This is a genomic window from Stutzerimonas zhaodongensis (assembly GCF_003696365.1).
Lineage (GTDB): Bacteria > Pseudomonadota > Gammaproteobacteria > Pseudomonadales > Pseudomonadaceae > Stutzerimonas > Stutzerimonas zhaodongensis.
Genome location: NZ_RFFM01000002.1, coordinates 1129195 through 1141931, shown reverse-complemented (window position 1 = coordinate 1141931; position 12737 = coordinate 1129195). Strand labels below are relative to the sequence as shown.

Below are 12737 nucleotides of genomic sequence, written 5' to 3'. Positions count from 1 at the left end.
TGCTCAATCGATGCTGGCGCTTTGATATCCATCGAGGCATTCTTGGCGCCATTCGAATGTCGATGAGTCGGCATCTCCAACTGCCAGAGAAAAGGACATAGTCGTTTGGCCGGTCCACATCCTTCGCTGTCCGTCTCGCCCCGTTTCGGCAGGCTCGCTCGGCTGATGTTTGCAGCAGCGGCATGGCTGCCGATCCCGCCGCGACTGAGAACCCAATTGCAGGCACTGCGCTATTCGGCCAGCGCACTTGGAGCGATTGAAGAGCGCATTCTGATCAGCGATTTTGCCGGCCGGCTTCAGTTTCTCAACGGCCGGGCCGAGGAGATGTTCGGCGTTAGTAATCGGCATGCTCGGCGTTACGCATTGCGCGAGCTATTACCGATGCTGGATTCGGCGGCTCTCGACGCGACCAGCGCGCACGCCGAGCTCAATCTTGATGCGGTGCGGCTGTTGCAGAATGGCGAAAGTCGGCTGTTTTCCGTGACCCGCCGTCATCTTAATCCGGCAGGTGCATTGCAATCGTCCGGATTCGTTTGGGTGATGCGCGATATCACCGCCGAGCAGCTGGCTCAGCAAGCGCTTTCCGAACGCGAGCGCTTCTGGTCCGAAGTGCTGCGTGCAGTGCCCGACACTCTTTATGTACAGGATCTGGTCGCGGGCAAGTTGCTGTTCAGCAACAGCAACCTAGCGTCCCGGCTGGGCTACAGCGAAGAGGAGCGCGGCGAAGATGGCAATCTGTTCTGGCGTCGCATCAGTCACCCGGATGACCAGGAGTACATCTGGCGGTTGCTGGCGCTGCGCGGGTCCATGGTCGACGGCGTGGTGCAGGAGTCGTTTTTGCGTTGGCGTCATCGAAACGGCAAGTGGCACTGGTTCTGCGTGACCGAGCAGGTGCTGGCCCGGGATGAACTGGGAAAGGTGCGACGACTGATCGGTGTTGCGCGCGACGTAACGTCCACCATCGAATACAGCCATTCGCTGCGCGACAGCGAGCGCCGCTACCGCATGCTGGCCGGCAGCCTGCAGGACGTCATCTTCACCACCGACAGTGCGGTTCAGATCGACTATGTGAGTCCGTCTGTACAGACCGTGTTGGGGTATAGCGCGGAGTGGACGATGCAGCACGGATTGGATCGTGTGGTGACCAAGCCGCGGCAGGCGGCGCGCTTCTACGACCTGATGCGCAAGGTTCGGAAGGCTTCGTTCAACCCAACTGCGCTGGCCGAGCTCGGGCAGAGCCTGCAGGGTCAGACGCTGTACTTCGATTGCCTCACCGCTGATGGTCGGCCAGTGGCGATCGAGCTGCGCATTACGCTGATCTGGAATGAGAACAATCGATTCGACGGTACCCTGTGTGTCGGTCGAGACATCAGCAAGCAACGCCAGGCTGAAAAGGAGCTTCGCCGCGCCGCGACCGTGTTCGAACATTCTTCGGCCGCGATCGTTGTAACCGATCCGGCTGGCAGGATCGTGCAGGTGAATGACGCGTTCGAGCGGATTACCGGCTACTCCGGCGACGAAGTAGTGGGGCTATGGCCGACGGCACTGAGCGCGGATCGACAGCAGGCCAACCAGATGACCTTCGTGCGCGACCAGATCCTCAGGGCCGGCAAGTGGGAGGGTGAACTCTGGCTCAAGCGCAAGGACGGCGACACCTATCCGTGCTGGATCGGGATCACCGCGGTGCGAGACGCCGAGGATGATCTGGTCAGTTACGTGTGCTTTTTCAGCGACATGAGCGAGCGTAAGGCCAGCGAGAAGCGCATTCACCGCTTGGCCTATTACGACAGCCTGACCCAGCTACCCAACCGGACACTGTTCCAGGATCGTCTGCACAGCAGCCTGCAACTGGCCTCGCGTCGTGGTGCCTGGGTCGCGTTGATGTTCCTGGATCTGGATCGTTTCAAACCGATCAATGATTCCCTCGGCCACGCCGCGGGCGACCGAATGCTCAAGGAAGTCGCCATGCGTCTGGCTTCTTGTGTCGAGGAAGACGACACGGTTGCCCGTATGGGCGGCGATGAATTCACCTTTCTCTTACGCGCCGCGCCTGATCGCGACGAGGCCCTGACCCGCGCCATTCATGTCGGCGAGCGGATCCTGGCCAGTCTTACCGAACCCTTCGTATTGTCCGGGCGTGAGTTCTTCGTCACCGCCAGCATCGGCATCGCCCTCAGCCCACAGGACGGCGACGACATCAGCCAGCTGATGAAGAACGCCGACACCGCGATGTATCACGCCAAGGAACGCGGCAAGAACAACTTCCAGTTCTACCAGGCCGAGATGAACGCTCGTGCGCTGGAGCGTCTCGAACTGGAAAGCGACCTGCGCCATGCGCTCGAGCAGCAGCAGTTCGTGTTGCACTACCAGCCGCAGTTTCTCGCCGATGGGCGGACGCTCACTGGGGTCGAAGCCTTGTTGCGCTGGCAGCACCCAGCGCGTGGTCTGGTGCCGCCCGGCGACTTCATTCCCGCACTTGAGGAGCTGGGGTTGGTGGTTGAAGTAGGTGACTGGGTGATCGGTGAAGCCTGCAGGCAAATCGCTCAGTGGCAGGCGCAGGGCAGGGCGGTGCCGAAGGTGTCAGTCAATATTTCCGCTCGCCAATTCGCCGACGGCAAGCTCGCGCAACGGATCGCCACGCTACTGGCTGCCAGCGGTATCGCCCCGGCTTGCCTGGAGCTGGAACTCACAGAAAGCATCCTGATGCAGGATGTCGGAGAGGCCATGCGAGTTCTCGGCTCATTGAAGCAACTCGGGCCCTCCATCGCTATCGACGACTTCGGTACAGGGTATTCCTCACTCAACTACCTCAAGCAGTTCCCCATCGACGTGCTCAAGATCGACCGCAGCTTCGTCGACGGTCTCCCGCAGGGCGAGCAGGACGGACAGATCGCTCGGGCCATCATCGCCATGGCCCACAGTCTGGGCATGTCGGTGATCGCCGAGGGCGTTGAAAATCAGGCGCAACTGAATTTTCTGCGCGAGCACAACTGCGACGAGGTGCAGGGCTTCTATCTTGGTCGACCGATTTCAGCCAGCGCGCTTTTGGCAGGTCGACAAGCCTGGGGTTGATCGCCGGCTCGGTTGCTCGATTCATGTTGCAGATGACCAAGCTTCATACCCGCGTTTTAGTGGATGAGGTAGAATCCGCGGCTCTCTTTTTACCGCCAGCTGATTCTCAGGGGACTGCCAACCATGTTCAGCCGTGATTTGACCCTCGCCCGTTTCGACGCCGATCTCTTCGCTGCCATGGAGCAGGAAGCCAAGCGTCAGGAAGACCACATCGAGCTGATCGCCTCGGAGAACTACACCAGCCCGGCGGTGATGGAAGCCCAGGGTTCCGTACTGACCAACAAGTACGCCGAAGGCTATCCGGGCAAGCGCTACTACGGCGGTTGCGAGTACGTCGACGTGGTCGAGCAACTGGCTATCGATCGCGCCAAGGAGCTGTTCGGTGCTGATTACGCCAACGTCCAGCCGCACGCCGGTTCCCAGGCCAACGCCGCTGTCTACCTGGCGCTGCTCAGCGCAGGCGATACCATCCTTGGCATGAGCCTGGCCCACGGCGGTCACCTGACCCACGGCGCCAGCGTTTCTTCCTCGGGCAAGCTGTACAACGCGGTGCAGTACGGTATCAACGATCAAGGCCTGATCGACTATGACGAAATCGAGCGTCTGGCCGTCGAGCACAAGCCGAAAATGATCGTCGCCGGCTTCTCCGCTTACTCACAGAAACTGGATTTCCCGCGCTTCCGCGAGATCGCCGACAAGGTCGGTGCCTACCTGTTCGTCGACATGGCTCACGTTGCCGGTCTGGTCGCCGCTGGCGTCTACCCGAACCCGGTTCCGTTCGCGGACGTCGTCACCACCACCACCCACAAGACCCTGCGCGGCCCACGCGGCGGGTTGATCCTGGCGCGTGCCAACGCCGAGATCGAGAAGAAGCTGAACTCCGCCGTATTCCCTGGCGCTCAGGGCGGCCCGCTGGAGCACGTCATTGCCGCCAAGGCGGTTTGCTTCAAGGAAGCGTTGCAGCCCGAGTTCAAGGCTTACCAGCAGCAGGTGGTCAAGAACGCTCAGGCCATGGCCGACGTGTTCATCCAGCGCGGCTTCAATGTGGTCTCCGGTGGTACTCAGAATCACCTGTTCCTGCTCAGCCTGATCAAGCAGGACATCACCGGCAAGGACGCTGACGCGGCGCTGGGTAATGCCCACATCACCGTGAACAAGAACAGCGTGCCGAACGACCCGCGCTCGCCGTTCGTGACTTCCGGTCTGCGTATCGGCACCCCGGCGGTCACTACCCGTGGCTTCGGCGAAACCGAGTGCCGTGACCTGGCTGGCTGGATCTGCGACATCCTCGACAACATGGGCGACGAGTCGGTGATCGAAGCGGTGCGTGGCAAGGTTGAGGCGGTATGCGCCACATTCCCGGTCTACGGTAAGTAACATTCGATGCAACACAGAAAGCCCGGCCTGCGCCGGGCTTTTTCGTTTCCGAGGGTAGGCTATGTGCCATAGCATACGGCGATCAAGGCAAAGTGCCATGTAGCACTGTCCCAGCCGCGCCCTGTAGGTTAACGTTCGTTCCCCATGGCCCGGTTCAGTTCGACGGAGACGCTCGATGCAGCTCAAGCACAAGATCGCCGCGCTCAGCATCCTGCCTTTGTTGCTTGCCGTGGCGGTGGTTTGTGCGCTCGTGCTGTTCCAGAACCAACGGCTTGGCGAGCAACAGGCCAAGCTGATCGAGAGCAGTATCCTGGCCAGCAAGCATGCCGAGCTTAAAAACTACGTCGAGATGGCGCTCAGCACCATCGCTCCGCTCTACGACAATGGTCGGGATGACGACGAAACCAAACAGAAGGTGCTCGCAGCCCTGGGCCGATTCAGCTTTGGCAGCGATGGCTACTTCTTCGTCTACGACCGCAGTGGTCGCAACCTGATGCACCCGCGACAGAGCGAATTGGTCGGCAAAGACTTGTGGAACATGACCGACCCCAACGGCTTGCCAGTCATTCAGGCGCTCATGCACAGTGCCGAGACCGGCAAGGGCTTCCAGCGCTACGCCTGGCAGAAGCCCTCGACCGGGCAGTTCGCCGAGAAGCTGGCATATGTGGTGATGCTGGAGCGCTGGGGCTGGATGCTAGGCACCGGGATTTACCTGGAGGATGTGGATCAAGCGATCCTTCAAGTACGCGAGGAAGTGGCCAGCGGTATCTACACGACCATGCTGGCCATCGCTGGCGTAGCGTTGGTCGCGGTACTGCTGGTGTTCGCCAGTGGTTTGACGTTGAACGTCAGCGAAAGACGCTTGGCCGACCGCAAACTCCAGCTGCTGACCCAGCGCATCGTCAGCCTGCAGGAGGAGGAGCGTTCTCGCGTATCGCGAGAACTGCACGACGGTATCAGCCAGTTACTGGTTTCGATCAAGTTCCAGTTCGAGCTGGCCAGCCATGAACTTGCCATCGGTAACCCTAAAGGCATGATTACCCTTGATACAGGGGTTGAGCGGCTGGCTGGCGCAATCGGCGAGGTGCGCCGGATTTCCCACGATCTGCATCCTTCGCTGCTGGATACGCTGGGGCTGCCGGCGGCTATCGGCCAGCTTGTGGCAGAGTTCGAGCAGCGTAGCGGGCTGAAGATGCTATACAGCAACGATCTGGGCGATGACGATCTGGATGACGCGGTGGCCGTTGCGCTGTTTCGTGTGTTGCAAGAGGCTCTGACCAACATCGAACGGCACGCCGCGGCACAAGCGGTGCACATCAGCCTGGACGGCGATGATGCGTCGGTACGGTTGAGGGTTCGAGATGACGGCGTCGGCTTCAACCCGCGCCGGCTCGACAGTATCAAGGGTGGCGCTATCGGCTTGCGCAACATTCGTGAACGGGTGGAGCATTTTGGCGGCAAATTCACCCTGTTGTCGGCAGCAGGCGGTACCGAGCTGGACGTCACCTTGCCGGCACGAGCTGGCTGAGTTCAGGGTTGTTCAATAACAAGAGGCTCGCTCAATGCACCCGCAAGATTGCATCAAGGTGGTACTGATCGACGACCATGCTTTGGTTCGGGACGGCATCCGCGCACTGCTGATGGCCGTACCCGAACTGGATGTGGTCGGCGAGGCAGGTGGTGGTGCAGAAGCGCTCGAACTGCTCAGCCGGGTCGATGCTGATGTGGTGTTGATGGACATCGGCCTAAAGGACGTCAATGGCCTCGAACTGACCCAGTCGCTGCGCCAGCAGTTTCCGGATCTGCGCGTGCTGATCCTGAGCATGTACGACAATCAGGAGTATCTGAACACCTCAGTGAAAGTCGGCGCGCGCGGTTATGTACTCAAGGATGCGCCGTCCCGAGAAATCATCGTCGCCATCGAGGCGATTGCGGCCGGAGGCACCTACTACAGCGAGGGGATCGCCGAAAAGCTGGCCAGCCGCGGCACCGAGGAGCGCGAGCTGACGCCGCGCGAGCGTGAAGTGCTGCTGATGCTGGCCCAGGGTCATAACAACAAGACCATGGCACGTGCTCTGCAAATAAGCGTGCGTACGGTGGAAACTCACCGGCTGAGCATTCGGCGCAAGCTCGATATCGACCGACCTGCGGACCTGATGAAGCACGCTATGGTGCACGGTTGGCTGCCGGGTCAGCATTGATCGAGCGAGTATCCATAAGGCGAATTAACCATCGAATTGGCGCGATGGCTCTGTAGGATAGTGTTTTCCATATCTCGGGGACGCACCATGACTCAGCCCTCTGCCAGCGTGATACCGCCGCCGCCCTTGGTCTATCTGGTTTTCGTTGGATGCGCGTGGGGGCTTGCGAAATGGGTTGCGCTCGACCTCCCGTCCCTTGAGCTGGTGCGCTATGCCGGCTGGGTTTCAATCGCGGTTGGCGCTGGCCTGATGCTGTGGTCTGCACTGGAGATGTACCGCCATCGCACCACCATCAACCCCTATGGTAAACCGACCAGCCTGTTGCAAACCGGGCCGTTTCGCTTCTCCCGCAATCCCATCTATCTGGCTGATACCCTCGTTTATTGCGGGATCGGGCTGTTGCTCGAAAGTATATGGCCGTGGCTGCTGCTGCCCTTGCTGATCTTTTGCATGCAGCGCACTGTGATCGTTCACGAAGAGCATTTGTTGACCCGGTTGTTTGGTGACGATTATCGAACCTACCGCCGGCGTGTGCGCCGCTGGCTGTGAGCGCGACCTCTGACGCGCCTGGCCTATAGTTGAATGAGAAATCTAGTGGAGTGGATAGGATGAACGAAACGAGCAGTGATCGCCGGCGCTTCCAGCGCTTCGAATTCGACGCCGAAACGGAGCTGGTGCAAGGTCAGAACCATTGGCCCGTGCAGCTTAACGATCTTTCACTCAAGGGGCTGCTGGTGCATCGTCCTGCAGACTGGGAAGCCGATCCCGCCCAGCCATTCGAGGCCCGCATACGGCTGTCAGATGATGCCGAAGTGCGCATGCAGGTGGAGATGACGCACGGAGAAGGTGAACTCTTGGGCATGGTCTGTCGGCACATCGATGTCGACTCGATCAGCCACCTGCGGCGTCTGGTGGAGCTCAACCTTGGTGACGAGGCGCTGCTCGAACGTGAACTGGCGGCGCTTGGCCAGGCAAGCGATGCGAGCTGATCAGTTGCACTCGAATTCCCGGGGCGCCGCGATTCAGTAGGCGCGCTGCCGTTACCTGCAGCGCCGGGTATTGGCCTTATTCGAAGAGTGCATCAAGTGCCTGCTCCAGGCGTGTTACGGCGATCACTTGCAAGCCGGCGGGCGACTCCTTCGGCGCATTGCCCTTGGGTACGATTGCGCGTTTGAATCCATGTTTGGCGGCTTCCTTCAAGCGCTCCTGGCCGCTCGGCACCGGGCGGATTTCACCTGACAGGCCCACTTCGCCGAACACCAGCAGATCGGTATCCAGCGGGCGATTGCGCAGGCTGGAGATCACCGCAGCCATGAGCGCCAGGTCAGAAGCAGTCTCCAGTACCTTGACCCCTCCCACCACGTTGATGAACACGTCCTGGTCATAGGTAGGAATGCCGCCGTGGCGATGCAGCACCGCCAGCAGCATGGCCAGGCGGTTCTGGTCGAGACCGAGCGTCACGCGGCGGGGATTGGCCATGTGGCTGGTGTCGACCAGCGCCTGCACTTCCACCAGCATCGGCCGGGTGCCTTCCCAGGTCGCCATGACCACGCTGCCGGGTACCGCTTCCTGCGCCCTGGTTAGAAAGATGGCCGAGGGATTGGTGACTTCCTTCAAGCCTTTGTCGGTCATGCCGAACACGCCCAGCTCGTTGATCGCGCCGAAGCGGTTCTTCACCGCGCGCAGCAGGCGCAGACGCCCATCCGACTCGCCTTCGAAATAGAGCACGGTGTCCACCATGTGCTCCAGTACGCGCGGCCCAGCCAGTGCGCCTTCCTTGGTCACATGTCCGACCAGAAAGATCGCCGTGCCGCTCTGCTTGGCAAAGCGCACCAGCAATGCCGCGCTCTCCCTGACCTGGGCGACCCCGCCGGGTGCCGATTGCAGCTGTTCGGTGAAGATGGTCTGGATCGAGTCGATCACCATCACTTTGGGCTTTTCCAGCCGGGCGGTGGCGATGATCGATTCGATGCACGTCTCGGTCATGACCTTGAGTTTGTCCTGGGGAAGGTCCAGGCGACGCGCGCGCATGGCGACCTGCTGTTGAGATTCCTCACCAGTGACGTAGAGCGCAGGGAACTGCCGAGCAATGTTGCATAGGGTCTGTAGCAGGATGGTGGACTTGCCGATCCCTGGGTCCCCGCCGATCAGGACGACGGAGCCGTCTACCAATCCGCCGCCGAGAACCCGGTCCAGCTCACCAGAAGCGGTGGAGAAGCGCGGCACCTCCTCAACACTGACTTCGGCCAGGGTCTTGATGTTGGCCGGGTCACCGGCCCAGCCGGCGCGGCCCGAAGGTGGGGCGGCACCGTCGATGACGGTTTCTACCAGGGTATTCCAGGCGCCGCAGTCGCCGCACTGGCCGGCCCATTTTGGAAAGGTCGAGCCGCATTCTGTGCAGCCATACATGCGCTTGGCCTTGGCCATGGTAGCTCCGCGTCGGACGAGTGGAGCCGCATGATAACGGCTGACTTGATCGTCATCAGCCAAAAGCGCTGCTACAACCGCCAGACTGTAAACAAATCGAACAGGAGTGACCCGTCATGCGCCATTTGTTGTTTCTGCATCTGCTCGGCGCCAGTGTCTGGGTGGGCGGCCATCTGGTGCTGCTGTTCAGCGTGCTACCAGGCGCTTTGCAACGCCGCGATGTGCAGCCGGTACGGGCATTCGAGCAGCTTTACGAGAGGGTCGGTATCCCGGCGCTGTTACTGCAGATCGTCACCGGGATCTGGCTGGCCGGGCGGTGGCTTCCGCATTCGCAGTGGTTCGGCGATTCGCCTATAGCTCATCTGGTTCAGGCCAAGCTGGCACTGTCGGTCTTCACTGCGGTGCTGGGCGTGCATGCACGGCTGGCGATTATTCCGAAACTCGATGCCCAGCGGCTGCCGCAACTAGGCGTGCATATCGTGCTTATCACCCTGACGGCGGTCGCGTTCGTTTGGGTTGGCTCGGGCTTCAGATTCGGCGGCTTGTTCTGACACCGTAGCATTGCGTCGCGCTCGGAAGAGCGTTGCAGGGCTGGCGCAATCGAGGGGGTGTAACACAACCCGCCTCGTCAGGCTGAGCCTGAGCGGGCGGGTGGGTGGGTGGGCAATTTATAGGGCTGGATCAGCCGCAACAGCCTCCACAGCAGCTGCCACTGGCGCGCTTGAGGTCGCGGGCAATGTCGTCCTTCAGCGCAACGCGCTCCTGCTTGAGGGCACCGAGCGCTGCGTCATCGAGCGTTTCCACGCCGTCTTCCGCGCGACATATCTGCTTGTCCAGCTCCTCGTAGGTGTGGGCCTTGCGAGCGAAGTTCGGATCCTGCTGGCGCATCTGCTGAAGCAATTCGCGCTTTTCCGGGAAATCCTTGACCAGTGGGTGATGTTCGACGTGCATGGTGCCGCTCCGGTTGTGTGCTGAGAGCTGTACCTTAGCCGCGCGCCCGTGCATTGCTTTTGACGGCGATCAAGAGGTCGCCAAAGCACTTTACCCGTCGGTCGTCGAAGCGGTCTGGCCCGGTAGATCAAGCCCGCCTATGCTTGTGCAGCCGAAACGGGCAAGACGACTCATTTCAACCGAACGGGAACTCCACAGATGGGCATGATCAGCGAATTCAAAGCGTTTGCAGTCAGGGGCAATGTCATCGATATGGCAGTGGGCATCATTGTCGGCGCTGCGTTCACCAAGATTGTCTCGTCCTTTGTTGCCGATGTCGTTACGCCGCCGCTGGGCATGTTGATCGGCGGGGTGGATTTCTCGGATCTGGCTATCGTGCTCAAGCAGGCGGTAGGTGATACGCCCGCCGTTACCTTGAGCTATGGGCGCTTCATCCAGACGGTATTCGACTTCACTATCGTGGCCTTTGCGATTTTCCTCGCGGTCAAGGGCATCAACCATCTCAAGCGCAAAGAGGCCGAAGCACCGTCTGCGCCGCCAGCTCCAAGTAAAGAAGAGGTGTTGCTGACCGAGATCAGGGATGCGCTGCGCGCTCAGAATCGCCCCTGACAGCTGTCTTCTGAAAGCAGTCCGCCATAGAGGCAGTCCAGCAGTCACGTCGCGATCAGCCGCTTGAGCCATTCCAGCAGAACGACCGGGAGCAGCTCTGCCTTGGGAAGCAACGCGTACTGGTGCGCGCCGAACACCTTCGGCAGATAGCTGGCTGCCTGGCGATCGATCGTCAGGCAGAACGTCGAAATGCCTTGAAGATTGGCTTCGGTCACGGCCTGTCGCATGTCCTCAACGCCGTAGTGCCCTTCGTATTCATCCTTGTCGTTTGGCTTGCCATCCGAGAGCAGGAGCAGCAGGCGGTGAGTTGCCGGTTGCTCCAGAAGGCTGCTGGTTGAGTGGCGAATAGCCGCGCCCGCCCGGGTGTAATGCTCAGGCTCGAGAGCGCTGATCCGCAGTGCCACATCGTTGCTGAAGGGTTCGTTGAAGCTTTTCAGCTGTCGAACGATGACGGCGTCCGGCCCTTCTCCGGAAAAGGCCTGCACGGCATAGGGCTCGCCCAGGCCTTCCAGCGCGACGCATACGATCAGCAGCGCCTCGCGCTCCACATCGATGATCCTGCGTTCGGCCGACACCCAGCCATCGGTTGAACCACTGACATCGATGAGCAATGTGATGGCCAGGTCCCGTTCCGCTGTGCGGCGGTTCTGATACAAGGCGTCGGAAAGCGAACCGCCTGCTCTGAAGTCGGCATAACTGTCGATATAGGCCTGCAAGTCGATCTCATCGCCGTCCAGCTGACGCCGTCGCGTTACTCGACGGGCCCTGAGCATTTCGAAGCGCCTGCGGATCTGGTTCAGCATCGAGCGGTGCTCTTGCAGTGTGGCCTCGACCCACTGCTGAGATCCGGGCAGGTTGGGCAACACTCTGACTGTCGCTCCTGGCTGTATATAGTGCCCGGCCCGGTAGTCCCACTCGGGATATCGCAGGCCCTGTCCATCAGCGATAGCTCGCTTGAGTTGCAGGGCTGTATTGCCGTCGGGCGGGTCGTCCGAAATCAGCACTTCCTTGGGCCTGCCAGGCATCGACACAAGACGTGCTTCCGGGAGTTCGGAAAGCATGTCGCCATAATCATCGGCGCTCGTGTTCTCATCGTGATCCACCGGGCGAGTCAAGCCCAGCGGGTCCTCCGCATGCTGGTGCGGCTCGTCGGCCTGCACCATGAATATTCCATCGTCGTGCTTGTCCTCGTCCTCCGTCGCTTGGCGAAGATCGGGGCGACGTGCCAGCTTGGCACCGCGCGGTGGAGTGGCGTCCTTGGTAAATGAATCGTCAGCTGGCTGTCTTTCGGTCAGCACTTCGGTAGTCCCGCTGGGGCGCACGAGGCTGCCGGTCCAGCAATCCCTGAGCAGCGGCGCGTTACCCAGCGAGCGAGCATCCGATGGCAGGTTCAGCGTGGCGAGCAATGGTCCGATCAGAGATCTTGAATGCTCTGGCGACTCGCTCAAGGTGAAGCCAGGTGGCCTCTGACTGCAGGGGCTGGCGAGCAGCTGGCGCAGCAGTGCTTCGAGCGGCTGCCGAGCGCGTGAGAAGGTCGAGAAGGCGGGCCGTTGTCGCAATGCATGTTGCCGAAAGGCCTCAACGGCTGGAGCCAGGCCTGGCAGCATTCCGACCAGTGCTTCATCGACCGCCCAGGCTTCGAGCAGCAGGTAGGCGTCCGCTTGCAGCGGCGACAGCATCTGGTCACTGAGGTCTGCGCTGCCTCGTTTAGCCCGTATCGCCTGCTGCAGCGCCATGACTCGATAGTGTTCACTCCCTCTGACGGGGTCCTCGATGCAGGAGTCAGCAGGTAGCCAAAGCCTCCGGCCGTCTGTAGCTGGAACTGCCTGCCGTTGCCAGGGGGCCTGGGAGCGTCGGAAGAGCCGCGCTAGCAGGGTTGGCAGCGCCGGTGGCTGAGCGATCCTGATCGGGTAGCTCATACCCGTAACGGCCGTAATCAAAAGGTCCAGGCGGGCTGCGTTATCGGCGAGCAGCACTGTTGGCGGGCCTTTGGGTAAGGGACGATAGCGTCGCCACAGCCGCTGCGCGAAAACGGTTGCGTGGCGCGCGGCGTCGCTGACCAGCTCTTCGGCTTCAGCCATGGGTTGGCTCACTGCGGCT

General features: G+C 60.9%; 11 protein-coding genes. 8 read left to right on the top strand and 3 right to left on the bottom strand.

What is annotated here, in order from left to right:
* Window positions 1–105 precede the first annotated feature (105 nt).
* The 6 genes from EA797_RS13735 (at window position 106) to EA797_RS13710 (ending at window position 7639) form a co-directional block, all read left to right on the top strand.
* Window positions 106–3072 (top strand): sensor domain-containing protein, encoded by a 2967-nt coding sequence (locus EA797_RS13735; protein WP_425275573.1) that lies wholly within the window; start codon window positions 106–108, stop codon window positions 3070–3072.
* A 123-nt stretch (window positions 3073–3195) separates the two neighbouring features.
* Window positions 3196–4449, top strand: coding sequence for a serine hydroxymethyltransferase (gene glyA / locus EA797_RS13730; RefSeq protein ID WP_122166036.1), 1254 nt, complete (start codon window positions 3196–3198; stop codon window positions 4447–4449).
* A 175-nt stretch (window positions 4450–4624) separates the two neighbouring features.
* Window positions 4625–5977: a cache domain-containing protein gene (locus tag EA797_RS13725; protein ID WP_122166034.1), complete on the top strand. Its 1353-nt coding sequence runs from the start codon at window positions 4625–4627 to the stop codon at window positions 5975–5977.
* Between the two features lie 34 nt (window positions 5978–6011).
* Window positions 6012–6650 (top strand): response regulator, encoded by a 639-nt coding sequence (locus EA797_RS13720; RefSeq protein WP_122166032.1) that lies wholly within the window; start codon window positions 6012–6014, stop codon window positions 6648–6650.
* Between the two features lie 87 nt (window positions 6651–6737).
* Window positions 6738–7199 (top strand): methyltransferase family protein, encoded by a 462-nt coding sequence (locus EA797_RS13715; protein WP_122166030.1) that lies wholly within the window; start codon window positions 6738–6740, stop codon window positions 7197–7199.
* A gap of 59 nt (window positions 7200–7258) precedes the next feature.
* Window positions 7259–7639: a PilZ domain-containing protein gene (locus tag EA797_RS13710; RefSeq protein WP_122166028.1), complete on the top strand. Its 381-nt coding sequence runs from the start codon at window positions 7259–7261 to the stop codon at window positions 7637–7639.
* A gap of 76 nt (window positions 7640–7715) precedes the next feature.
* Here EA797_RS13710 and radA read toward each other — a convergent pair whose 3' ends face one another.
* Window positions 7716–9077 carry a DNA repair protein RadA gene (radA, locus tag EA797_RS13705; RefSeq protein ID WP_122166026.1) on the bottom strand — a complete coding sequence of 454 codons (1362 nt, stop codon included), beginning with the start codon at window positions 9075–9077 and terminating at the stop codon, window positions 7716–7718.
* Between the two features lie 116 nt (window positions 9078–9193).
* Between radA and EA797_RS13700 the strand changes: the two genes are divergently transcribed.
* Window positions 9194–9628, top strand: coding sequence for a CopD family protein (locus tag EA797_RS13700; protein WP_122166024.1), 435 nt, complete (start codon window positions 9194–9196; stop codon window positions 9626–9628).
* Window positions 9629–9758: 130 nt separating this feature from the next.
* Here the strand turns inward: EA797_RS13700 and EA797_RS13695 are convergent, their stop codons facing one another.
* Window positions 9759–10028 (bottom strand): HP1242/YdcH family protein, encoded by a 270-nt coding sequence (locus tag EA797_RS13695; RefSeq protein ID WP_122166022.1) that lies wholly within the window; start codon window positions 10026–10028, stop codon window positions 9759–9761.
* Between the two features lie 198 nt (window positions 10029–10226).
* Between EA797_RS13695 and mscL the strand changes: the two genes are divergently transcribed.
* A complete protein-coding gene (gene mscL / locus EA797_RS13690; RefSeq protein WP_122166021.1) occupies window positions 10227–10637 on the top strand; it encodes a large-conductance mechanosensitive channel protein MscL in 411 nt (136 codons plus the stop codon).
* A 44-nt stretch (window positions 10638–10681) separates the two neighbouring features.
* Here mscL and EA797_RS13685 read toward each other — a convergent pair whose 3' ends face one another.
* Window positions 10682–12718 (bottom strand): nitric oxide reductase activation protein NorD, encoded by a 2037-nt coding sequence (locus EA797_RS13685; RefSeq protein ID WP_122166019.1) that lies wholly within the window; start codon window positions 12716–12718, stop codon window positions 10682–10684.
* Window positions 12719–12737: the final 19 nt, after the last annotated feature.